Here is a 23,579-nt window from a genome sequence, read left to right as displayed (position 1 = left end):
TCATTGAACCGTCCTGATGGACACGCTATACGGCTGCCCCACTCCGGCGGTGCGGTTCTCGAAGTTCACGCGCGCCGTGCGCTGCGCGGGCACGCCCTTCCACACCGCCTGATTCAGGTAAGCAAAGTCCTGTCCCAGCGCGGTCACGAGCACGACCGTGGACTGCGGCTGCGCGGCGGCCAGCGCGCCCGCCTTGGCGAGCACGGCGGTGAGTTGCGGATCGCGCGCGCCGAGTGCATCGGGCGGAATGTCGAAACTGATCACCTCGTTCGGCGCCTTGTCCGTATGGGCCGCAGTCGGCGGAGGCATCTGGGCGCACCCGGCGAACGCGAAAACGGCAGCCAATAACCCTATCTGTCGCTTCACGGAAGTCTCCCGTCAAATCCGTTGCTATATCGGAGTTTTCGGCAGGCTCGAGGCAAAGTTGATACGGCGGAAACGCTTCGCCGAAAATCAAAAAGACTTGCCTCAAGATCGGCGCAAACGATTGCTTCGACGCTCGGCGAAGCGGGGATCGAGGCAAAGTTGCCTCGCGGTTTTGAGGCGAAGAGAGAAGCAGGCGGCGCAATCAGAAAGCGATTCGCAAGCATCCAGAAAGCCACCGGCAAAGCCGGACATGCAGCAACAAGCGATCAGGCGCATCCGGTGCATCCAGCGCCTCAAGCCAGCGGCTCGGCCTCGCGCCCTTCCGTTGCGCCAACGCCCGCCTGCGCGTGCACCTGCTCGAATTGTTCGCGGCGGCGCATTTCGAGCACATCGTGATAGCTCATATAGGCGCAGCGTCCGCCGGATTTGGCCGCGTACATCGCGGCGTCTGCGTTGAGCAGCAGCTCCTCGGCCGTGCCGCTGTCGTCGGGAAACTGGCTGATGCCGATGCTCGCGCCTACCGTCATGCCCTGCCCGTCCACCCGCAGTTCTTCGTTCAACGTCGCCATGATCCGCGAGGCAATCGCGGGCGCCGCCTCCGCCGAGCGCGGTCCCTCGATCAACACGATGAACTCGTCGCCGCCCAGACGCGCCACCACATCCGCGGAACAGAGCACCTGCTTCAAGCGGCGCGCTACCGCCACGAGCACCTTGTCGCCGACGGCATGGCCGAACTGATCGTTGATCTGCTTGAAGCGGTCCAGGTCGACGAACAGCACGGCCAGCCCTTCCTCGCGGCGCGTCGCTTCGTCGATTGCGCTTTCGAGTTTCTCCATGAACAGCACGCGGTTCGGCAGTCCGGTCAACACGTCGTGCGTGGCGAGATGCACGAGCTCGCGCTGCTTGGTGTGCAGCACATCCATCTGCGATTTGATTTCGCGGCGCAGCCGGTCGAAGCAGCGCGCCAGCACGCCGATCTCGTCGGTCCGTTTGAGCGGCAGCGTTTCCATGGCGTGCTCGGCGAACAGATGCGTCGCCGCGTACGCGAGAATATGCAGCGGCTTGGTCAGCGCGCGCGCAAACAGAACGGCGAGAAACAGCGCCAACACGCTGAAAATCAGCACCATGCGCACGATTCGGTTGCCGAGCAGATTCGCGCCGGACAAGACGTCTTCGAGCGGCTTGGCGAGACCGAGCACGATGAAGCGGTTGCCCTCCAGATCGCCGAACGGCCTGCGCACGAAAGCGAGCACCTGGCCGGCGGCCTGCCGTGGCCGCCCAAGGCCGTTGACCAGCACCTCGCTTTGCGTCTGTTCGAAAAGCGGCTTGGTGACGGAGAAACTGTCCTGCATCAGCACGCGCCGGCCGCGATCGAAGCCGAAGGTTTTCGACGCATCTGGATTGACGAGGAAATCGCCCCACTCGTTAGCCAGATAGACCTGATAGTCGCTCGGCAAATCGCTTTGCAGGCGCTTGAACAAACCCGCCAGATCGATGTCGATCACGATCACACCCACCACCGCGCCATTGGCGTTCGACACCGGCGTGCCAAGCCGCAAGGTCGGCTTGCCTTGCGCGGCATGCGTGCCGTACTCGTGGTTGACGGAGATCGGCGAGGTATAGATGCGGCCCGGCGAAAACGCCAGCGTGTCGAACACGTACGCGAACTGGCCTTTCTCCTGCAACTTGTTCCCTTCGACGCGCACGAGGCCGTCCGCGTCGCGGTCGAAGCGAACCAGTTCGAGTCCATAGTGCTGACGCGTGATCAGACGGACTTGCAGGTACTCGGGGTGATGCACCATGAAACTGGAATAAACCTGCGCCAGCCGTTCGCGCGCCACGTTCGGGCCGACACCGTCGTCGGTCTGCGCGACCTCCGCCGTGGACGGCATGCTCGCGAGCACGAGCGCGTCGGCGGCGACATCGTCGATCGAGGTGGAAAAGCGCTGGCCGAGCAATTCCGTCGACATGAGCAGGCTGCGCTCGGCTTCGTTCACGAGCATCGTGCGGTTGGCGCGATACGCGTAATAGCCGGTCGCGCCGGACGCGAGCACGCCGATGCACGCAAGCAGCACGGATAGTTTGAAGGTCAGCCCCGGGCGTATCATCAAAAACGCTCCGACCGGTCCCCGGACACGATTCGGGCCCACAGGTCCTCGCGCCGCTGAATATCCTCGACCGGGCCGATCCACACGATGCGCGCGTTATCGCTGTTTTCCGCAGGCGCCGTCAATGTGTTGGCGAGTCCCTGGCGTTGCGTCAGCAACGCGCTGACGCCCGGTTCGAGCATGTAGTTGATCCACGCGAGCGCCAGCGGCTGATCGGCCGCCGCGCGCGTCATCGACCAGCAATCCAGCCACGCGAGCGCACCTTCGTCGGGAATCACGTAGCCGACGTCGGCGCCCGCGCGGCGCAGCAATTCGACCTGCTGGGTGCCGTAGTTGCCGAACATCAGCGCGACCTTATGCTGAATGAAAAACGCGGTCGCCTCCTCGGGCAAGGTGTAATAGGTCAACAGATTGCGGCGCAGATCGACGAGCTTGTGCGCAATCGCGCGCATCTCCCCGGCATCGAGTTGAAAAGGATGGGGGTAGCCCAGCGCCAGCGCCGTGAACGAGAAATTGTGCTGCGCGCTGTTGAAGTCGAGCACCTTGCCGCGGTAGCGCGGATTCCACAATTCGCGCATGGAGCGCGGCGCCACCGCGACCTGCTTGCGGTCGTAGATCAGCCCCATTGACGAATACGTGAACGGAATGGCGTATGCCTTGCCGCCCGACGTGAGGCCGCCGATCGATGCGAGCGCCTGAAAGCGCGGCAACTGTTTTTTGGTGTTCGGCAAGCTGGCAAGATCGAGCGGCGCCAGCAGATTCGCCTGCGTGTAGCGCTGGATTTCCGCGGTATTGGCGGCGAGCACGTCGAAAGGCGGCGCGTTTTTGGCGTGCATCTGGGCCCACAGCGCCTCGTCGGAATCGACCAGCGTCACTTCCACTTTGGCTTTATAGCGCGCCTCGAAATTCTTGACGACGTCGGCGTCCGCGTAACCGGGCCATGCCAGCACGCGCAGAATCTTTTCATCGGCTTTAACCGGCGACGCCGAAAAAACGCCCAGGCAGATAACCGCACCGATCAGGAATGTTAAAAATCCCGGACAAACGCCGCGACACGACAAACGTGCGCGCGCCAGGGCGGCAGCGATTCGTGAATGGAAGAATCGTTTACAAAAGCGCTTTTCATCTGCCGTCAACATCATGTGCATAACCAACACCGTTTAGCAGAAGGCCTTTCCGACGAGCGCAAACACGCGGACTCGATCCGCGGACGGGGTGCTCGGTGACTTTCTTCAGACAGATACGCTCGATGCTGCACGTAGCGGAGCGCGAGGAGCATCGATGATAGCGCTAAGGAAACCATTTTTGGTTTTTGGCTTAGCCAGAGTCGAAAAAATATCCGGTCGGACGTGATGCAGCAAACCCGCTCATCTGCATTTAACGGCACCTTATGCGGAAACTTTAACTCGCCGCTGGTCGATTGAAACGCGCGCAAGCACTGTAATAGCGCGCGACAGTCCGCGCTTAATATCGCCATTCGGAAGTCGCGAGCGCCGCTTCTAAAGAACCCCCACGCCGATGCCGATAAACTCTCTTGCCCAGTCCGCCGCCGGCGGTCGACGGCAGCGTCGCCGGATGCCGCGCGGCCTGTCTTCCGGGCAGTCGAAGAGTCGGACAAGAAACAGACAATGCGCTTGAGCAAAACAGAGTGGATGTGGGTGGCCGTCGCGGCCGGATCGATTGCGTGCTTCGGCGGTTGGCTTCAGGGCGAAATGAACCGGGCCGCGCTCGCGCGCACTGAGCGCGAGACGCAGGACATGCGCGGCACCTGCGCGGGCATGTCCGCGCAAGACGCGCAGATGATGGACAAAGGCGAACTGTGGTGCGGCGAGGTCGGCGCCGGGCGCGCGGATTCGCTGGGTAAGGAGTAGATGGCCGGTTTTTAGTCCGCTCGCGCCAGGGCGGCTTGAATCGCGCGTCATTCGGCCGACCACCGCAATACGGACGCAATTAGCCAACTTCATTACTACGCGATTACATGCGTGAGGCGAGCGGGCATTCCATCCAATACGCATCACGGCCACTTTTGAATCTCCACCACATTCGGGCTTTAAAAGCTATCCTCATGCGCCATCCGGTGTTTCACTAGCTACCCAATCTTTTTGAACTGATAAGCTTGGCGCGCGCTGCTGGCCGCCCCGGCCGGCAGCTTCAACCCAAGCCCGGTCGTGAGTCGCGCCGGGTGCCCCGCAGCGGCACAATCGCATGCGGGCGAATTTGAACTACACCGAGGAGTAAAACAGTGAAAAAACTGCTAGCGGCTTTGACGGTTGCTCTGCTTGCTACCGTCTCGATTGGCGCACACGCTAAAGATTGGTCGACCATCCGTTTCGGCGTTGACGCCAGCTATCCTCCGTTTGAGTCGAAGGGCTCGGACGGCAAGCTCGTTGGCTTCGACATCGACCTCGGCAATGAAATCTGCGCGCGCCTGAAGGCCAAGTGCGTGTGGGTCGAAAACGACTTCGACGGCATGATCCCGGCCCTGAAGGCGAAGAAGTTCGACGGCGTGCTGTCGTCGATGTCCATGACGCCGCAACGCGCCGAGCAGATCGCCTTCTCGAACAAGCTGTTCAACACGCCGACGCGCCTCGTGGCGAAGAAGGGTTCGGGCATCCTGCCGACGGCCGACTCGCTCAAGGGCAAGACGGTTGGCGTGGAACAAGGCACGATCCAGGAAACCTACGCGAAGACGTACTGGGAAGCGAAGGGCGCGAAGGTCGTGCCGTATCAGAACCAGGACCAGGTCTATGCCGACTTGCTGTCGGGCCGTCTGGACGCAGCGCTGCAAGACGCGGTGCAAGCTGAAATCGGCTTCCTGAAGACGCCGCGCGGCGCCGGCTTCGACTTCGTCGGCAAGGACCTCGACGATCCGAAGATCCTCGGCAACGGCGCAGGCATCGGCATGCGCAAGGAAGACACCGATCTGAAGGCGAAGGTCGACAAGGCAATCGCCGACATCATCAAGGACGGTACGTACAAGAAGCTCGAGAAGAAGTACTTCGACTTCGACGTGTACGGCAGCTAAGTTGGCCATGCGCGTCTGACGACGCGCTTGCCGGTTGGCAGAAACGGGCTCCGCCACATGCGGAGCCCGTTTCATTTGCGGCGCCGCATAAAACCACACACTGCGTCATATCGGCTAAGATCGTGCGATCGAGGCGCCCAGAAGGCGCCGCCCGCCGGCCCGAGACTGACCGGCCGTCAAGCAAGTTTCCCCACTGTTATCAACGAGATAGCGCGGCACGCCCCACCTGGCCGCGGATTTGAAAACTATGCAAACCCAAACCCATCCGCTGATTGCCCCGACGCTCGGCACCGCCCGTAACCTCACGAGTTTCCACTATGGTCCCGGCGGCGGACAGAAGATCTACATCCAGTCGTCGCTGCATGCCGACGAGTTGCCGGGCATGCTGGTGTCGTGGGCGCTGCGCCGCAAGCTGGCCGCGCTGGAAGCGGCCGGCAAGATGCGCGGCGAAGTCGTGATCGTGCCGGTGGCCAATCCGATCGGGCTGAATCAGCACTTTCTCGGCCATCTGACGGGGCGCTTCGAAACCAACACCGCGCAGAACTTCAACCGCAATTTCCACGATCTGTCGGCGCTGGTGCAGCCGGTGATCGAGTCGCGCCTGACCGACAACGTCGACGCCAACCGCACCGCCATCCGTACGGCCATGCGCGAGGCGCTCGACGCACAGAAGCCGGCGACCGAACTCGAATCGCAGCGCCTCGCGCTGCAAAAGCTCTCGTACGACGCCGACGTCGTGCTCGATCTGCACTGCGACTGGGAAGCCGCGATGCACCTCTACACGAACCCGGATCTGTGGCCGGAAGTCGAGCCGCTCGCCTGCTACCTGGACGCCAAGGCCTCGCTGCTCGCGCTCAATTCGGTGGGCAATCCGTTCGACGAAATCCACAGCTTCTGCTGGTCGGATCTGCGTGGCCGCTACGGCGACCGCTTCCCGATTCCGAACGGCTCGATCTCGGTGACGATCGAACTGCGCGGCCAGCGCGAAGTGTCGTACGAGTACGCCGAGCATGATGCCCAGGCGATCATCGAATATCTGACCTCGCGTGGCGTGATCGACGGCACGGCCGCCCCGCTGCCGCCGCTTGAATTCGCCGCCACGCCGCTGGCCGGCGCCGAGCCGATCGTCGCGCCGATGAGCGGCGTGCTGGTGTATCGCTGCGAAGTGGGCACCTGGGTCGACGTCGGTCATGAGATCGCCGATATCGTCGATCCGCTCACGGAGCAAGTCGTCACGCTGAAGAGCAGCGTGGCCGGCGTGCTGTACGCACGGCATCTGACGCGCTTTGCGACGGCCGGCCTGGAGTTCGCGCGTATCGCCGGCGCGAAGGCGTTTCGCAGTGGCTCGTTGTTGAGCAATTAAGGCTTGTGAACCGCGAGTTGCGCCGCGCAATCGCGCAGCGCCACCGTAAAGGCTTGAACCGAAAGGCAAATCGCCCGCTATTTCAGCGGGCGATTTGCGTTAACGCGTCGTGTGTTGAAACGCTGATCAGAAGGCCGGAATGATCGCGCCTTTGAATTGCGTATCGATGTACTTGCGCACTTCGTCCGACTCGTACGCCGCCACCAGCTTCTTCACCCACGGCTGATTGCGGTCCTGCTCGCGCACCGCGATCAGATTCGCGTACGGGCCCTTGAGGTCCTCGATCGCGATTGCGTCCTTGGTTGGCTGCAGGCCGGCCTTGACCGCGTAGTCGGTATTGATCGACGCCGCGTCGAGATCGCCGAGCGCGCGCGGCAACTGCGCGGCGTCGAGTTCGACCAGCTTGATCTTCTTCGGATTCTCCGCGACGTCGAGCGGCGTCGCGTTCACCCCGTTCGTGCCGACGCCCGGCTTCAACTTGATCACGCCGTACTTCTGCAGAAGCAGCAGCGCGCGATTGCCGTTCGACGGATCGTTCTGGATGCCGACCTTCGCGCCTTCCGGCAAGTCCTTGAGCGACTTGAGTTTCTTCGAATAGAAGCCCATGGGCGACACGTAGGTCAGGCCGACGTTGACGATCTTGTAGCCGCGCTGCTTGATCTGGCTGTCGAGAAACGGCTGGTGCTGAAAACCGTTGGCGTCGAGGTCGCCCGCATCGAGCGCCGCGTTCGGCTGAATGTAATCGTTGAATTCGATGACCTTGACATTCAGACCTTCCTTCGCCGCCACTTTCGTCACGACCGTCCAGATTTGCGCGTCCGGGCCGCTCATCGTGCCGATCTTGAGTTGTTTGTCGTCCGCGTGCGCGAACGTGGCCGTCAGCGAGACGGCGGCGATAGCGAGCAGATTCTGGATGATTGTCCGGCGTTGCATGCGTTTCCCCACGGGCGATTTGTTGATAGGCGCGCATCGTCGCATGCGGCCGCGGCGCCCGAAACCAATCGTTTTTCACACGCTTATATGCACGATCCGGAAAAAGCTTATATGCGCGCGCCCTGCGCGATTTGCGCTGGCGGCGCTATGTGAGTGTCGCGTAGGCGCGACAGATTTCAAAAATAACCCATGCTGTCACATACCTTACTCTGCGTTCCCTTAAATTGCGGGCCATCGCACGACCTTACCGAAGAGTTCGGCGTGGCGATCGCTTAATTTTTAATCGGAGAAAGTCTTGAACAAGAAAGTATTGACCGCCGCTACTCTCGCCGTCTTCGCCACCGCCGCCCACGCGCAAAGCAGCGTCACGCTGTATGGCTTGATCGATGCCGGTATCAGCTACGTGAACAACTCGAAAACCGCAACGGGTCACGACAACCTCTTCAAGTACGACGACGGCGTTGCCCAAGGCAGCCGTTGGGGCCTGCGCGGCACGGAAGATCTGGGTGGCGGCCTGAAGGCGCTGTTCGTGCTGGAAAGCGGCTTTAACAGCGGCAACGGCACGCTCGGCCAGGGCGGCGCACTGTTCGGCCGTCAAGCTTATGTCGGTCTGTCGAAGGACGGTATCGGCTCCCTGACGTTCGGTCGCCAGTACTCGTTTTCGACGGACTATCTGGGCGGCAACTACTCGACCGGCGGCCAGACCGTCGCGGGTAACTACGCTTACCACATCAACGACGTCGACCAGTTGACGTCGAGCCGTATCAACAACGCAGTCAAGTTCAGCAGCGCGAATTTCGCGGGCCTGACCTTCGGCGCGATGTACGGCTTCTCGAACCAGGCTGGCGCATTTGCAGGCTCGCCGACGGTCGGCACGACCGCCGGTTCGTCGCGTGCTTATAGCTTCGGCGTGAACTACGCAAACGGCCCGTTCGGCGTCGGCGCGGCTTACACGGACATCCGCTTCCCGGGTCAGGCAACGCCGGCCTTCTCGACGGCGATGGCCAACGTGACGACCGGCACGGTGCGCGATCTGCGCACGTTCGGCGTCGGCGGCCGTTACTCGATCGGCGCAGCAACGCTGTGGGCGTTGTACACGAACACGCGCTTCGAGCCGCTCACGGGTGGTTCGACGACGTTCGCCGCCTATGAAGCAGGCGCGAAGTACGCGTTCACGCCGGCTCTCACGGCAGGCGCGGGCTACACGTACATGCACCTGAGCAACGCGAACACGGGCCACTGGAACCAGGCGGACCTGAGCGTCGACTATGCGCTGAGCAAGCGTACGGACGTGTATGCACTGGGTATCTACCAGATCGCTTCGGGCCACAACGCGGCAACGGGCGATGTGCAGGCGCAGATCGGTTCGAGCACGAGCTACTTCAACACGTCGGGCACGGGTTCGGACAACCAGTTGGCATTCCGCGTCGGTATCCGTCACAAGTTCTAAGCGAGTCTCTGTTAGGGGGGAACGCGAGTTTCCTGCTGGACCGAGGTTCTTGAAAAACGCCCTGCGGGGCGTTTTTCTTTTTGCGCGAGCTCTTTTTCATCTGGGATCATTCGCCCCGCTAATACTCAGGATTAGAAAACAGACTTTTACTTATTGTTTTTGGCTTCCGATAAAGGCACCAGGCCATGCGCGCAATGGCTGCGTTCAACACCGACCCCGCCATGCCCCAGGAGAAGCCCATGAGTTCCTACCGCCCCGCGAACACGCCACCCGCGCCGGACGACTCGCCCAGCGACATGAAGAAAATCGCCGTCGCGAGCGTGATCGGCACGACCGTCGAGTGGTACGACCTGTTTGTCTTTGCAACGGCCTCCGCGCTTGTCTTCAACAAAGTATTTTTCCCCGGTTTCGTGCCGCTGATCGGCACGCTGCTCGCCTTCGGCACCTTCGCCTCGGCCTATCTGGCGCGTATTGTCGGCGCCGCGCTTTTCGGCCATTTTGGCGACCGGCTCGGGCGCAAGGCCATGCTGCTGGTTTCCCTCGTCATCATGGGTATTGCCACGTTCGCCATCGGACTGCTACCGAACTACGCGTCGATCGGCATCTGGGCGCCTATTCTGCTGCTCACGCTGCGCATCGTTCAGGGTCTCGCGCTCGGCGGCGAGTGGGGCGGCGCCGTGCTGATGGCCGTGGAGCACGCGCCTGAAAACAAACGCGGGCTGTATGGCTCGTGGGTGCAGGTCGGCGTTCCCGCAGGCACTCTCATCGCGAATCTGGCGTTTCTGCTCAGCAACGCCGTCATGACGAACGAGGCCCTGCTTTCGTGGGGCTGGCGTATTCCGTTCCTCGCCAGCGCGTTGCTCGTCGGCGTCGGGCTTTATATCCGCCTGAATACGTCCGAGACGCCGTCGTTCCGCAAGGTCAAGGAAGCGTCCGCGCAGGTCAAGCTGCCGATCGCCGACGTCCTCACGCGCTACTGGAAGCAGGTGCTGCTCGGCGGCATCGCCACCATGTCGACCGGCACGTCGTTCAATCTGATTGTCGCGTTCGGCCTCACATACGGCACGCAGACGCTAGGCTTTTCGCGCAACGTCATGCTCTCCATCGCCCTGATCGCCTGCGCGCTGTGCATCGTGCTGCTGCCCGCTTTCGGCAGGCTGTCCGATGTGGTGGGACGCAAGCCGGTGATCATCGGCGGCATCGTGGCTGAGGCGCTGCTTGCGTTTCCGCTCTTCTGGCTGCTCGACACCCGCGACTTTTCCTTCGCGCTCCTCGGCTATCTGCTGATGATGACCGCCTTCGCCGCCAACTATGGCCCGATCGCCACCTTCCTCGCCGAACTCTTCGGCACCGAGGTGCGTTATTCCGGGCTGTCCGTCAGCTACATGCTGTCCGGACTGCTCGGCAGCGCCGCCACGCCCATTGTGACGACGGCGCTGCTGTCCGCCACGGGGCGCGGTTCGTCGGTTGCCTGGTACATGATCGGCTCGGCGGCGGTGTCCGCGATCGCGCTCGTGCTGCTGGCCGAAACACTGCGCAGGGATATCTCGTCCGGCGCGCGCGCCCGTGCCACCACGGCCAGCCTGTCATAAACGTTCGATACCGGATCTCGACACCATGCACGCTCCAATCGACAGCACCTTGCTGCGCAAGCTTCAAACCGTCAGCTTTCCGACGCTCGGCCACTTTCTGGAACAGGGCTTTGCGGACCACCACATCCGCGCGCTCGTGCCCAACGTGAAAGTGATCGGGCGAGCGGCAACGCTCAAACTCGGTTCGCCCGATGCGGTCGCGGTGAACCGTGCGCTCTCGCATCTCAATCCCGGTGACGTCCTCGTAATCGACATGAGCGGCGACCACGCGCATGCCCCGGTCGGCGCGGTCACCGCATGCGCCGCGCTAAACGCCGGTGCGAACGGGATCGTTGTCGACGGCGTGGTGACGGATCTGCCCGAGCTGCAACGCACACGCCTGCCCGTCTTCGCGCGCGGCACGACCTTGCTCACGACCAAAAAGCTCGATGCCGGCACCAGCGTCTTCATGGAGCCCGTCATGTGCGCGGGCGTGCTGGTGCGGCCCGGCGACATCGTCCTCGCCGACGATAATGGCGTATTGTTTACCAACGCCGCGACGCTCGCGGACGTGATCGCCATGGCGCTCGCATCGGATCTCGCGGAACCCGCGACGCTTGCCCGCCTCGACGCCGGCGAGCCCATTCGCGACGTCCTTCAGTGCGCAGGGCACGCCAGTATTCACGATGCTAATGGTCAGCATTAGAACAATGAAATTGACGTGTCCTCTCACGTCGGCGAACACTACGCACTCGACAGCAAGTGCGAACCTCGGAGTCTTTTCAAATGCAAACGACGCAATTATCCGATCCTGCGCTGGAATCGCGCGCTGCACGCGGCGCGCAGTCCGATCAAGAGCAGCATGTGCGGGAAGAACTGGCCGCGCTTTACCGGCTCGTCGCGCATTTCCGCATGACGGACATGATCGACACGCACATTACCGCGCGTCTGCCGAGCGCGCCGGGTGAGCCAGCCGCCTTCCTGATCAATCGCTATGGCGTCCTGTTCCACGAGATGCGCGCTTCGGATCTGGTGAAGATCGATCATCAGGGCAAGGTCATCGACGAGCGCGCGCAAACCGAGCCCGCGTTGTTCCGCGTGAACGCCGCGGGCTTCACGATCCACTCGGCGATTCACGCCGCGCGGGACGACCTGCATTTCGTGATCCACACGCACACGGCCGCCGGAACCGCCGTATCCGCCCAGGAACAAGGCCTGCTGCCGATCAGCCAGCATGCGTTGAAGTTCTACGGCAAGCTCGGCTACCACGATTACGAAGGCATCGCACTGGAACTCGGCGAACGCGAACGTCTGGTTCGCGATCTCGGCACCTGCAAGGCGATGATCCTGCGCAATCACGGATTGCTGGCCGCGGGCACCACGGCCGCCGAAGCATTCCACGAGATCTACTTCCTCGAGCGTGCCTGCCAGGCGCAGATTCAGGCGCTGGCCGGCGGCAGCGCATTGCGCATCCCGCCGCGCGAAGTCTGTGAACTGACCGCGAGCCAGTTCGATCGCGAGGATTCGGCGGAAATCGCGGAGCTGGCGTGGCAAGCCGCGCTCCGTCTGATCGACGACCCGCAATCCGATTACCGCAGCTAGCCTCATTCCCCATTCTCATTGCCTTTGCGCTCAGCGCCGATGCCCGGCCTGAGCGCCGCCGACCCCATGACCAAACTTGTCCTGATGAGCCGCGACTACGACATGTCGCATCTGGTGCCGCCGATTCTTCGCGCAGCCCCGGAACTCGATGTCGTCCTGCACGATGCCCGATCTCCTTGCGACGCGGAAGTCGCGGTCTGCTGGAACCCGCCTGCCGGCGCCCTGGCATCGCTGCCGAAACTGCGGCTCGTGCATAGCATCGCGGCGGGCGTGGACAACATCCTGTCGGACCCGGCCCTTCCCGCCGTCCCGCTGTGCCGGGTCGTCGATCCACAACACGCGCGCGGCATGAGCGAATTCGTCACCTGGGGCGTATTGCACTACCATCGCCAGCTCGACCGTGTGATGGCGAATCAACGTCTCGAACGCTGGTTCCGTCACGATCAGCGCGATCCGTCCGCCTGCTCGGTGGGCATCATGGGACTCGGTGAAATCGGCAGCCGCGTCGCCACCGACCTGCAGCGGCTTGGCTTCACCGTGCGCGGCTGGGCGCGCAACACGCGCGAGCTGCCCGGTGTCGCCACCTACGCCGGCCCGCAAGGTTTCAGGCCTTTCCTGCAGGGCACGGACATCCTCGTCTGCCTGCTGCCGCTGACGGACGAAACACGCTGGATTCTCAACGCCGCCACGTTCGAGCACTTGCCGCCTGGCGCGAAACTGATTCACGTCGGGCGCGGGGAGCATCTCGTGCCCGCCGACCTGATCACGGCGCTGACCCGCGGACAGATCGGCGGCGCCATCGTCGACGTATTTCCCACTGAGCCTTTGCCCGCCGGCGACGCCTTGTGGCGCGCGCCGAATCTGATCGTCACGCCGCACATGGCGTCGGTGGCCAGTTCGGAGACGATCGGCATGCAGGTCGCGCACAACGCTCGCCTGCTGACGCGCGGCGAGCCGTTGCAAAACGTGGTCGACGTATCGCGCGGCTACTGAGCTTCCAGAGGCATGCTCTCGCTTTCGCGTGCGTCGAGAAATGCGTTGAGCGAATCGAGGAACGCCGACTCCGCCGCACTCATCTTCCGGTCGACCGACCACAGCATGTAGATGTCGAGGTCGGCCACGCCCTCATCCGGCGGCAACCGCTGAAGGCGTCCCTGGGCGACATCGTCGCGCACAATGTGTTCCGGCAGGCAGCCGATGCCAAAGCCCGCGAAGATGAAACGCCTGACCTCGGTCATGCTCGACGACGAACCGACCACGCGCCCGGTGAAACCCATCTCGTCGCGAAAGAACGTGAGCGGCGACAGATGATCGCCCACCTTGTCGCCCGTGAAGGACACGAACTTTTCGCCGGCCAGATCGGCGATGCGCAGATCGCTGCGCCCGAAGAGCGGGTGATGACGTCCGCAGAAAAGGGCGTAGCGCTGCCGCAGAAACACGCGGCTATCCACCCGCCTGGGCAGCGCGCGCCGCGGCGTCAGCCCAAGCGTCGCGGACTTCTGCTGCAGGCTGTTCACCACGTCCGCGCTGCGCATTTCCTGGCTTTCGAGTTCGATGCGCGGGTAGGTGCGATGGAATTCGGCGAGAAAGGTATCGTAGGCCGGAAAGTCGATTCCGCTGACCGTGCTCACGCGCACCATGCCGGAAATGTCGTGATCGCGGTCCACATTCGCGAGCGAAAGACGCGAGATCGTGCCGTAGACATCCTCGGCAATCTGCTTCACTTCAATCCCGGCCTGGGTGACCTCGATGCGTGGACCGTGCCGGTCCACGAGCCGCAGGCCGAGCTGCTCTTCCAGCCGGCGCAACGCCTGGCTGACAGCGGGCTGCGTCAGATGCAGCCTGGTTGCGGCACGACTCACACTGCCTTCCTTGGCAATCGCGAGAAACGTGCGCAGCAGATTCCAGTCGAGACGGTCGTTCAGGTAAGTATCCGGGCGATCTTTGCTCACGCTGAGCCTCACAGGTTTCATCATCCATCAAAATTATACTTAGGATTAGAATTAAAAATTTTACTAATCATTTTTGATTCCCGATAAAGGCATCACGACGAACCCGACGCGGCGCTCACGCCGCGGCTTCAGGAGTAGTGATGCTGAAAATCAACGGAGAACGGCTCTGGAAGAGCCTGATGGACATGGCGGCGATCGGCGCCACGGCAGGCGGCGGATGCCGGCGTCTTGCGCTGAGCGAGGAAGATGCGGCCGGTCGCGCGCTCTTCTCGCGATGGTGTACGGAGGCGGGCCTTACATTGTCCGTCGACCAGGTGGGCAATCTCTTTGCACGGCGCGTCGGCAGACAGCAGGAGACGGCACCGGTCGCGAGTGGCAGCCATCTCGACACCCAGCCGGAAGGCGGCCGCTTCGACGGCGTCTATGGTGTGCTGGCCGCGCTCGAAGTCGTACGCACGCTCAACGACTCGGATATTCAAACCGACAAGCCCATCGAGATCGTGGTGTGGACCAACGAGGAAGGCGCGCGCTTCACGCCGGCCATGCTCGGCTCGGCGGCATTCACCGGCGTCATGCCGCTCGCGCAGACATTGAACACGCGTGACGCGGCAGGCACGACGGTTGAGGAGGCCTTGCAGGCGACGGGTTACGCCGGCGCGCGCAGTGTGCCCGGTGTCGTGTTCGATGCTTACTTCGAGGCCCATATCGAACAGGGTCCCGTGCTCGAAGAAAGCGGCGTGCCGATCGGCGTCGTGACGGGCGGCCAGGCGATCCGCTGGCTCGACGTCCGCGTGCGAGGCCAGGCCGCGCACGCCGGCACGACCCCGATGCAGTACCGTCGCGATGCGCTGTTCGCCAGCGCGGAAATGGCCGCTGAACTGGAAAACATCGCCGCGGATTTCTTCCCGCAGGGCCTCGCGACCATCGGCGAATGGCAGGTGCGCAACGCTTCGCGCAACACGATTGCGGCAGACCTGAGCTTCACCGTGGACTTGCGCCATCCCGACGACGCTCTGATTGACAAAATGGAAGTCCAGTTGCGCGAGCGTTTCGATGCCGTCGCGAAACGCAGACGGCTTTCGGTGGACATTGGCCAGCACTGGGTCAGCCCCGCCACGCCGTTCGATCCGCAGTGCATTGCTGCCGTGAGCCATGCAGTCGAGACGCTGGACTATCCGCATCGGCGCATCGTGAGCGGCGCCGGCCATGACGCCATTCATCTCGCGAAGCACTGTCCGACCGCGATGATCTTTATCCCCTGCGTCGACGGTCTCAGTCATAACGAGGCCGAAGACGCGCTGCCCGAGGACGTCAGGCGTGGCGCGGATGTACTGCTGCACGCCATGCTCGCACGCGCGGGGCACGCCGCATGAATGCCCATCGCCCTCCCCGGCCGCCCCATCAGCGGCGCACATGGCTCTTTGTCCCGGGCAACGACGACACGGCGCATGCCGCCGCCCTTCGGAGTGGCGCGGACGCCGTCGTGGTGGACCTCGAGGAGATGACGTCGCCACCCGAGCGTCCGGATGCGCGCCGACGCACTGTGGCCTTTCTGCCTCGCGCCGACGCAGCCGGCACGATCGCCTCGGTAAGAATCAATAAACTGGAGCACGACGGCCATGCCGATCTCGAAGGCGTCATGCCCGGCCGGCCCCGGGCGATCTTTCTGCCGCATGCAGAGAGCGCGGCGCAACTCGCGGCGCTCGACAGCGCGCTGGCCGACATCGAGCGCAGGCTGGACATTGCGCCGGGCTCGACGGAGATGGTTCCAGTTATCGAATCCGCAAAGGGTCTGGTCAATCTGGGAGCACTGCTTCAGATCAGTCCGCGCATAACCTGCTGCATGCTGGCCGTCGAGGACCTCGCCGCGAATCTCGGCGCGCGGCGCACGCCGGCCGGCGAGGAGTTGCTGTACGCGCGCAGCCGCTTTCTGATCGAATGCGTGGCCGCCGGTTGCGTCCCCGTGGACTTGCCTTGCACGTGGCGATCGGCGGCGGTTCTCGAGCGCGACATGGAACGATCGACGCAGCTCGGATTCGCCTCGAAGAGCGTCGTCTATCCGGAGCACGTGCCGGCGATACATCGCGCGCTCACGCCTTCTGAAGCCGACATGCGCGCCGCGCGCGCGCTGGTCGAAGCGCATCGCGCGCAGCAGGTCAACGCCAGCGCCGGGCCATCAGGCTCCGCATGGATCGACTACCCGGAGCTGAATAACGCAAAACGGCTGATTTCGCGCTACGAGCTGTTCAATCCAACCGAATGACGCATTGCGCCTGGTTAACAGGCGTTTCACGCGTTGCCGACTATCAGTGAGACGCAACAAAATCGTCGATCTTCGCTGCGGGCGAGAGCGCGAAAGACGCTCGCATGTCCCGAGCCTCATCCACCGGCGAGCGTCCAAAAAACCGCTTGAATTCGCGGCTGAACTGCGACGGGCTCTCATAGCCAACTCGCGCGGATGCCGAGGCGGCCGTCAAGCCGTCGCGGATCATCATCAGGCGCGCCTGATGAAGCCGCGTCGACTTGATGTACTGGATCGGAGAAGTCTGCGTGACGGCTCGAAAATTGGCGTGAAATGCCGGCACGCTCATGCCGGCCTCGTCGGCGAGACGGCTGACATCGAGTGGCTCGGCAAAGTCCGTGTGGATCCGCCGCAGCGCCTTGGCCACCCTGCCGAAGCGGCCTTGATGGGCGAGCGCCGCTCGCATCGCCGCACCACGCTCCCCGACCAATACCCGATAGCAGATTTCACGCACGATTGCCGGCCCGAGCACCTGCGCATCGAGCGGCGAGCTCAGCGCCCGTAGCAGGCGCAACGTGGCGTCGGCAAGATCGCCCTCCAGCGGCGTGGAGACGATCCCAAGCGGCGTGCCTTGCTGTTGGCAGGCCGATTGATCGATCGCCAGAATCAGGTCGGTCAGATCGGTGAGATCGAGCCGCAGCGACACGGCCAGCATCGGCTCGGACTCGCTCGCCTCGGTTTCCGTGGAAAACGGCAACGGTACCGACAGAATCAGGTAGTGCTGCGCATCGTAGACGTACACCTCTTCGCCCAGAAAGCCCAGCTTGCGCCCCTGGCACACGATCACGATGCTGGGTTCGTACAGCACGGGCGTGCGCCCCAGCGGCCGGTTCGAGCGCATGAACCGCACCGATTCCAAGGCGGACTGGGTGTACCCCTCATTCGGCGCCAGACGCCCAAGCAGGCTCACCATTCTTGTGGAAACCGGGTTGTCGGCAACGGTCACGAGAACTCCTTTTTTCGCCAGGTCAGGTTAAGCGATTCCGCCGGACTCGATCAACGGGCAACCACCCACGTCGATAGGAATAGGCAATACCGCCATTGTCACGTGTATTCGCATGCAGGTGGCCCGCTCATAAGATGGGTCATCGGTTGCGCAGTGCAGCCGAAACGCTCGAGAGACGCCGCCGCGATTGCCCTGCTCCCTCATGTGCAGGCTCCGTAGCGTCCCCTCAGACGAACCTGCACGGACTATCGGAACGGAGAACGCACCATGACAACGCAAACCAACCACCCCAAGGTCATCCTCATCACCGGGGCAAGCAGCGGTATCGGCGCAGCAACGGTTCGGCTGCTCGCCGCCCAGGGGCATCAGCTCGTGATCGGCGCACGGCGCACCGAACGACTCGCGGCGCTGGCCGAAGAACTCCAGACAAGCGGCGGCTCGGTTCGTTATCGGGCACTCGACGTCACGTCGGCTGCCGATGTGAACGCTTTTGCGCAGTTTGCGCTGGACACCTTCGGCCGTATCGACGTGATCGTCAACAACGCCGGCGTGATGCCTTTGTCGCCCTTGAGTTCGCTCAAAGTGGCCGAGTGGAATCGCATGATCGACGTGAACGTGCGCGGCGTGTTGCACGGCATCGCCGCGGTACTGCCGACCATGGAGCGCCAAGGGTTCGGCCAGATCATCAATATGTCCTCGATCGGCGGGCTGTCCGTCACGCCGACGGCGGCCGTGTACTGCGCCACCAAATTCGCCGTGCGCGCCATCTCGGATGGTCTGCGGCAGGAAACCGACAAGATTCGCGTGACCGTGATCTGCCCAGGCGTCGTGGAGTCGGAATTGGCCGATTCGATCTCCGACGAAACGGCGCGCGCCGCCATGCGTGACTTCCGCCGGATCGCGTTGACGTCCGACGCCATTGCGCGCGCAGTCGCCTATGCGATCGAGCAGCCGGCGGATGTCGACGTGAGCGAACTCGTCGTGCGTCCGACGGCAAGTCCCTTCTAACAATCCCCTTCCCCAAGGAGAATTTCATCATGACCTCACCCGTATCCATAGACCAGCCGTTCGCCGGCAAAGTCGCCATCGTCACCGGTGCGGCTAGCGGCATCGGACTCGCCACCACCGAGCTGCTGCACGCCCAAGGCGCCACCGTGATCGCCGTCGATCGCGGCGCCAACGTCGAAGCGTTGGCGCGGCCGGGGATCGTACCGCTCATCGCCGACGTCGCGCACGAAGAAAGCGCGGTGCGTGCCGTATCGACAGCGACGGAACGCTTTGGCAGGCTGGACATTCTGGTCAATAACGCGGCCATCATCATCAACAAGCCGGTGGTTGAAATGACGCTCGACGACTGGAACGGCATTCAGGCAGTCAATTCCACCGGCGCGTTCCTTTTCTCGCGCGAGGCAATGCGCGCGATGATGCCGGGGAAGACGGGCGCTATCGTCAACGTGGGCTCATACGCGTGCTACCAGGCGTTTCCGCTGATCGCCGCTTACGCGGCATCGAAAGGTGCGCTCGCCCAGTTGACGCGCGCCATGTCGCTCGAGGCGATCGATCACGGCATTCGCGTCAATGCGGTCGGATCGGGCGACGCGGTGACGAACATCACGAACCACACGCACGAAGACGGACCGGCTTTTCTCGCCGCGCACGGCAAGAGCGCGCCGATCAAACGGGCAGCCGATCCGCGGGAAATCGCCGAAGTGATCGCCTTTCTGGCGTCCGATAAAGCTAGCTATATCGTCGGCGCAGTGGTGATGGCCGATGGTGGAATGAGCGTGGCGCTCAAGTAATCCACGGCCACCTTCCTTCAAACAATCGCCCCGAATTACGTTCGTATTACTGATCTATCAAAGGACATCATCATGATCAAGTCTGCAAAAATCTGGCTTGTCGCCGGCGCGGCGCAAAAGACCGCAGCGGTTCAACACGGCGTCGACGCCTGGAAAGGCTCTCCCGAAGCGACGGATTTCGTCGAGTAACGTCAACACCGGACATCTGGCGAAAACCTGGATTCGATCCGCCACTGGAAGGCGGCGCGACGGAAAAGATTCCAGTCGCGCCGCCCTGCATCGCGAAGTTCACCCGACCAGAAGCGTGGACTTCAAGGGGACGGCATTCGCCAGATTGTAGAAGTTGGGAGATGTGGCCATGACTGCGTCGTGGATTTCAGCGAACTGTTCCTTGGTGCCGCTGCCCTTGATACGAACGGTGTAACGCAGGCTCTCGTAGCCGTTTGCCACATTCGGGTCGATCCCGAGAAATCCTCTCAGGTCGATGTCGCCCTCCGTTTCAATCTCGAGCGATTGAAGCGTGATTCCGCGAACAGCGCACTGAGCCACGTAACCCACCGTCATGCAAGCGTTCAGCGCCGCGATCAGATGCTCCTGAGGATTGGCGAACTGGTTCGAGCCGCCGAGTTCGAGAGGCTCATCGATATCGATCGTGAATCGACGCGACACGTCCTGCCCTCCGATCGCGAACCCCTTTACCTCGGAGTGACTCCGGGCCTGGCCCTGCCAGGTCGTAGCAACGCGCCAACTGGTGGTGGCTTTCGATGCATCGCCCTTGACGCCCTCGATCAGGGAGAACAGGTCGTCGACGTTGAGGCCGTTGACGACATTGGCTTCATGGGTCTGTGCATTGGCATTCATGTTCCATCTCCTGTACAAAACGTGGATTGTTGAGCTTCGGCAAATCTCATTGCGCAGTGGCGAGCGCGGTCTGCATGCGCATGCCCTGGTCTGCGTGATGTCACGGTCGCTACCGGCCCAGAACCAGGCGGCTGACCTGGCATTCCGGTGGCTCAAATGTACGTTTGGGAGAAGCGGCGTTCTATGATCAGGTCGCCGTAAGATATGACCGAAACGCCTGATCAGATTGGATGCGTGTGGATGAACGTTGCGCCGGGCATGGCAACGGTGGCGGTCTGCAAGACTCTCTAGCGCACTGCCTACGTGATCTCGTGTGCGAGCGCAGCAATCGACCGTGCTAGGCTACGCGTAGCTATCGTCCCGCATGGTAGATTGCGGCGTCAGGCGGGAAGAGAAACACCGAAAGTTCACGTTGCCCGAATATCCGCATCCGCTCGCTCGTTTAATCAAAACGCAGGCGATATAAGGTGGATCGATGATCGACGTTAAGCGTATTGTCCGGCAGCGGCGCCTGTGCGTCGCGCTATGCGGCTGCGCCGCAGTGGCCGGCTGCATGGTCGGTCCTGACTACCGCTCTGCCCCCGCGCCGGCTACCGACACCTACACCGCCTCGCCACTGCCCGAACAGACGGCCTCTTCGCCGGGTGCCGCCGGCTTGCCGCAACGCTTCATGCCGGGACAGGACATTCCCGCCGCCTGGTGGGCCCTCTTTCATTGCGAGCCGCTCGATACGCTGATCCGTCAGGCCCTCGCCAATAGTCCGAACATCGCGGCGGCGCAAGCGGCCCTTCGGCAGGCGCGCGAAAACTTTTCCGCGCAAGCCGGCGGCACCCTTCTGCCCAGCGTCGACGCGCAACTGGGCGCCACGCGCGAAAAGTTCAACGGCGTCACGTTCGGCGAGCCCGGACTCGTCGACGAGTTCAACCTCTACAACGCATCGGTGAACGTCTCGTACAAACTCGACGTGTTCGGCGGCGCACGGCGCGAACTCGAAGCGTTGCACGCGCAAGTCGATTACCAGCGCTTTCAGTTGCAGGCCGCCTATCTCGCGATGTCGGCGAACATCGTGACCGCGGCCGTCAAGGAAGCGTCACTGCGTGCCCAGATCGACGCAACCGAGCGGATCGCCGCGGAAGAAGACGAGCAACTCGGCGTACTCGGCAAGCAGTTCGAACTGGGAGGCGTGGGCCGTACGGCGGTGCTCGCGCAGCAGACCCTGTTGGCGCAGACCCGCGCAACGCTGCCACCGCTGCAGCAACAACTCGACCAGGTGCGCCACCAGCTCGCCGTGCTGGCCGGCAAACTGCCTAGCGATACCGCGTTGCCCGAATTCAGGCTCGAGATGTTTTCGTTGCCCGAGACGCTGCCTGTCAGCCTGCCGTCGGCGCTGGTGCAGCAGCGGCCTGACATTCTCGCCGCCGACGCCGTGCTGCATCAGGCCAGCGCGCAAATCGGCGTGGCCACCGCGGCGATGTATCCGCAGATCACGCTGTCCGCCAGCTACGGCGCCGAGGCCCTGACGCCGGCCCAGGTATTCAAGGCGGGCAGCACGATCTGGAGCCTCGGCGCCGGCCTGCTGCAACCGGTCTTCCACGGCGGCCAACTGAGCGCGCAGAAGCGCGCGGCGGAGGCGGCGTACGAGCAGGCCGACGCGCAATACCGCGAAACGGTGCTGCTGGCGTTTCAGAACGTCGCGGACTCGCTGCGCGCGCTCGATCACGACGCGACCGGCCTGAAAGCGCAGACGGATGCCTGGCGTGCCGCCAACGACTCGCTGGAACTGACGCGTGGGCAGTATCGCGTCGGCGGGGTGAGCTACCTGTCGCTTCTCGATGCCCAACGCCAGTACCAGCAAACGGTGGTGAGCCTCGCGCAGGCCCAGGCAGCCCGCTACGCCGACACCGCGGCCCTCTTCCAGGCGCTCGGTGGCGGCTGGTGGAACGCCGCGCCGGCCACCGCCGCAACGACGCATTGACGCATTGACGCATTGACGCATTGACGCATTGACGCATTGACGCATTGACGTACCTTCGACCGGACACTCGCTTCACCGCTCTTTGCAACACGCGCCGTCAGAAACGAAGGAACGAAGGGACGAACCGTCCGGCGCTTTCGCCCAATGCCGTGCAAGGACATCACGATGACCGAAAGAAAACCGATGACAAAACGGATGGTGATCATGCTGATCTGTGTCGGCCTGCTGCTGGCCGCGCTCGTCGGCTTCAACGTGTTCCGCACGCATATGTTCGCGAAGTTCATGGCGGGCAACTCGGCACCGCCCGCTACCGTCTCGGCAGTCGTCGCCGGTTATCAGCAGTGGCAACCGCAGCTTGCGGCGGTCGGCAGCCTGCGCGCCGTGCGCGGTGTCGATGTCACCACTGAAGTCGCAGGCCTCGTGCGCGAGGTGGCATTCAACTCGGGGCAGGAAGCGAAAGCCGGGCAAGTGCTCGTCAGACTCAACGCCGACAGCGACGTGGCGCTGCTCCAGTCGCTGCAGGCAGCCGCAGAACTCGCGCAGACGGTCTACACGCGCGACAAGGCGCAATACGACATCAGGGCGATCGCCAAGGCGCAGCTCGACGCGGACGCCGCCGACCTGAAGGGCAAGAAGGCGCAGGTCGCGCAACAGGCGGCGCTCGTCGACAAGAAGACCATTCGCGCGCCGTTTGCGGGGCGCCTGGGCATCACCACGATCAATCCGGGGCAGTACCTCAATCCGGGCGATGCGATCGTCACGCTGCAGGCAATCGATCCGATTTACGCGGATTTCTACCTGCCGCAGCAGCAGCTCGGCCAGCTCGCGATCGGCCAGACCATCGTGGTCGATACCAATGCGTACAGCGGGCAAACGTTCGTGGGCAAGATCCAGTCGGTCAGCCCGAAAGTCGACAGCACCACGCGCAACGTGCAGATCGAAGCCAGCGTGGACAACCACGAGCGCAAGCTGCTGCCGGGCATGTACGCGAACGTGAAGATCGACGCGGGCGCCGGACAGCGCTACCTGACGCTGCCGCAAACCGCCATCACCTACAACCCCTATGGCGCGACCGTGTTCGTCGTCAAGCCGGGCACGCAACCCAACGCGCAGGGCAAGGCGCTGCCCGTCGCGCAGCAGGTGTTCGTCACGCCTGGCCCGACGCGCGGCGATCAGGTCGCGATCCTCAAAGGGGTCGACGCCGGCACGCAGGTCGTGACGAGCGGGCAACTCAAGCTCAAGAACGGCACGCCGCTCGTCATCAATAACAGCGTGCAGCCGACGGACAATCCGAACCCGACGCCTCAGGAACAATAGAGAGGCCGC

The 23,579-nt window shown here is 63.0% G+C and carries 21 protein-coding genes; 14 read left to right on the top strand and 7 right to left on the bottom strand.

Features of this window, described 5'->3' with window-relative positions; all coding sequences use genetic code 11:
• The 3 genes from PQR42_RS02665 to PQR42_RS02655 all read right to left on the bottom strand — a co-directional run bounded on the left by PQR42_RS02665 (position 1) and on the right by PQR42_RS02655 (position 3,622).
• Positions 1-309 carry a hypothetical protein gene (locus tag PQR42_RS02665; RefSeq protein ID WP_408211064.1) on the bottom strand — a complete coding sequence of 103 codons (309 nt, stop codon included), beginning with the start codon at positions 307-309 and terminating at the stop codon, positions 1-3.
• A 350-nt stretch (positions 310-659) separates the two neighbouring features.
• Positions 660-2,474, bottom strand: a complete 1,815-nt coding sequence (locus tag PQR42_RS02660) for a diguanylate cyclase domain-containing protein (RefSeq protein WP_408211067.1) — start codon at positions 2,472-2,474, stop codon at positions 660-662.
• Positions 2,474-3,622: an extracellular solute-binding protein gene (locus tag PQR42_RS02655; protein ID WP_408387554.1), complete on the bottom strand. Its 1,149-nt coding sequence runs from the start codon at positions 3,620-3,622 to the stop codon at positions 2,474-2,476. The genes PQR42_RS02660 and PQR42_RS02655 overlap by 1 nt, the downstream gene beginning before the upstream one ends.
• Positions 3,623-4,102: 480 nt before the next feature.
• Between PQR42_RS02655 and PQR42_RS02650 the strand changes: the two genes are divergently transcribed.
• The 3 genes from PQR42_RS02650 to PQR42_RS02640 all read left to right on the top strand — a co-directional run bounded on the left by PQR42_RS02650 (position 4,103) and on the right by PQR42_RS02640 (position 6,862).
• A complete protein-coding gene (locus PQR42_RS02650) occupies positions 4,103-4,345 on the top strand; it encodes a hypothetical protein (RefSeq protein WP_408387553.1) in 243 nt (80 codons plus the stop codon).
• A gap of 371 nt (positions 4,346-4,716) precedes the next feature.
• Positions 4,717-5,499, top strand: coding sequence for an ABC transporter substrate-binding protein (locus tag PQR42_RS02645; RefSeq protein ID WP_408211073.1), 783 nt, complete (start codon positions 4,717-4,719; stop codon positions 5,497-5,499).
• Positions 5,500-5,746: 247 nt separating this feature from the next.
• Positions 5,747-6,862, top strand: coding sequence for a succinylglutamate desuccinylase/aspartoacylase family protein (locus PQR42_RS02640; protein WP_408211076.1), 1,116 nt, complete (start codon positions 5,747-5,749; stop codon positions 6,860-6,862).
• A gap of 126 nt (positions 6,863-6,988) precedes the next feature.
• Here PQR42_RS02640 and PQR42_RS02635 read toward each other — a convergent pair whose 3' ends face one another.
• On the bottom strand, positions 6,989-7,795 hold the full coding sequence (locus PQR42_RS02635) for a MetQ/NlpA family ABC transporter substrate-binding protein (protein WP_408211079.1): 807 nt from the start codon (positions 7,793-7,795) through the stop codon (positions 6,989-6,991).
• A gap of 295 nt (positions 7,796-8,090) precedes the next feature.
• Between PQR42_RS02635 and PQR42_RS02630 the strand changes: the two genes are divergently transcribed.
• The 5 genes from PQR42_RS02630 (at position 8,091) to PQR42_RS02610 (ending at position 13,411) form a co-directional block, all read left to right on the top strand.
• On the top strand, positions 8,091-9,245 hold the full coding sequence (locus tag PQR42_RS02630) for a porin (protein ID WP_408211082.1): 1,155 nt from the start codon (positions 8,091-8,093) through the stop codon (positions 9,243-9,245).
• A gap of 239 nt (positions 9,246-9,484) precedes the next feature.
• Entirely contained in the window at positions 9,485-10,837 is a 1,353-nt protein-coding gene (locus PQR42_RS02625; RefSeq protein WP_408211085.1) for an MFS transporter, read from the top strand.
• A 25-nt stretch (positions 10,838-10,862) separates the two neighbouring features.
• Positions 10,863-11,522, top strand: a complete 660-nt coding sequence (locus tag PQR42_RS02620) for an RraA family protein (RefSeq protein ID WP_408387552.1) — start codon at positions 10,863-10,865, stop codon at positions 11,520-11,522.
• A gap of 80 nt (positions 11,523-11,602) precedes the next feature.
• Positions 11,603-12,418, top strand: coding sequence for a class II aldolase/adducin family protein (locus PQR42_RS02615; RefSeq protein ID WP_408387551.1), 816 nt, complete (start codon positions 11,603-11,605; stop codon positions 12,416-12,418).
• A gap of 66 nt (positions 12,419-12,484) precedes the next feature.
• A complete protein-coding gene (locus PQR42_RS02610) occupies positions 12,485-13,411 on the top strand; it encodes a 2-hydroxyacid dehydrogenase (protein ID WP_408211093.1) in 927 nt (308 codons plus the stop codon).
• Here PQR42_RS02610 and PQR42_RS02605 read toward each other — a convergent pair.
• Positions 13,405-14,370 (bottom strand): LysR family transcriptional regulator, encoded by a 966-nt coding sequence (locus tag PQR42_RS02605; protein ID WP_408211096.1) that lies wholly within the window; start codon positions 14,368-14,370, stop codon positions 13,405-13,407. The two genes, PQR42_RS02610 and PQR42_RS02605, sit on opposite strands and share 7 nt — an antisense overlap.
• Before the next feature lie 140 nt (positions 14,371-14,510).
• Here PQR42_RS02605 and PQR42_RS02600 point away from each other — a divergent pair, with 140 nt between their 5' ends.
• Both PQR42_RS02600 and PQR42_RS02595 read left to right on the top strand, forming a co-directional pair.
• On the top strand, positions 14,511-15,743 hold the full coding sequence (locus tag PQR42_RS02600) for a Zn-dependent hydrolase (RefSeq protein ID WP_408387550.1): 1,233 nt from the start codon (positions 14,511-14,513) through the stop codon (positions 15,741-15,743).
• Positions 15,740-16,633 (top strand): HpcH/HpaI aldolase/citrate lyase family protein, encoded by an 894-nt coding sequence (locus PQR42_RS02595; RefSeq protein ID WP_408211102.1) that lies wholly within the window; start codon positions 15,740-15,742, stop codon positions 16,631-16,633. The genes PQR42_RS02600 and PQR42_RS02595 overlap by 4 nt, the downstream gene beginning before the upstream one ends.
• A gap of 43 nt (positions 16,634-16,676) precedes the next feature.
• Here PQR42_RS02595 and PQR42_RS02590 read toward each other — a convergent pair whose 3' ends face one another.
• Positions 16,677-17,618 (bottom strand): AraC family transcriptional regulator, encoded by a 942-nt coding sequence (locus PQR42_RS02590; protein WP_408281843.1) that lies wholly within the window; start codon positions 17,616-17,618, stop codon positions 16,677-16,679.
• A 267-nt stretch (positions 17,619-17,885) separates the two neighbouring features.
• On the opposite strand from PQR42_RS02590, the gene PQR42_RS02585 reads away from it, so the two are divergent.
• Both PQR42_RS02585 and PQR42_RS02580 read left to right on the top strand, forming a co-directional pair.
• Complete coding sequence (locus PQR42_RS02585) at positions 17,886-18,626, top strand: SDR family oxidoreductase (protein ID WP_408387549.1); 741 nt, start codon at positions 17,886-17,888, stop codon at positions 18,624-18,626.
• Positions 18,627-18,655: 29 nt separating this feature from the next.
• Positions 18,656-19,417 carry an SDR family NAD(P)-dependent oxidoreductase gene (locus PQR42_RS02580; protein ID WP_408387548.1) on the top strand — a complete coding sequence of 254 codons (762 nt, stop codon included), beginning with the start codon at positions 18,656-18,658 and terminating at the stop codon, positions 19,415-19,417.
• Positions 19,418-19,705: 288 nt separating this feature from the next.
• Here the strand turns inward: PQR42_RS02580 and PQR42_RS02575 are convergent, their stop codons facing one another.
• Positions 19,706-20,278: an OsmC family protein gene (locus tag PQR42_RS02575; protein ID WP_408211113.1), complete on the bottom strand. Its 573-nt coding sequence runs from the start codon at positions 20,276-20,278 to the stop codon at positions 19,706-19,708.
• Positions 20,279-20,753: 475 nt separating this feature from the next.
• On the opposite strand from PQR42_RS02575, the gene PQR42_RS02570 reads away from it, so the two are divergent.
• Both PQR42_RS02570 and PQR42_RS02565 read left to right on the top strand, forming a co-directional pair.
• Positions 20,754-22,253: an efflux transporter outer membrane subunit gene (locus PQR42_RS02570; RefSeq protein WP_408387547.1), complete on the top strand. Its 1,500-nt coding sequence runs from the start codon at positions 20,754-20,756 to the stop codon at positions 22,251-22,253.
• Positions 22,254-22,418: 165 nt separating this feature from the next.
• On the top strand, positions 22,419-23,570 hold the full coding sequence (locus tag PQR42_RS02565; RefSeq protein WP_408221651.1) for an efflux RND transporter periplasmic adaptor subunit: 1,152 nt from the start codon (positions 22,419-22,421) through the stop codon (positions 23,568-23,570).
• The last annotated feature ends 9 nt before the right edge of the window (positions 23,571-23,579 follow it).

Origin of the sequence: Paraburkholderia sediminicola, from assembly GCF_046027355.1 — a bacterium.
GTDB lineage: Bacteria > Pseudomonadota > Gammaproteobacteria > Burkholderiales > Burkholderiaceae > Paraburkholderia > Paraburkholderia sediminicola_B.
The sequence above is the reverse complement of the archived record's forward strand: the minus strand, read 5'-3'. Positions and strand labels throughout refer to the sequence as shown.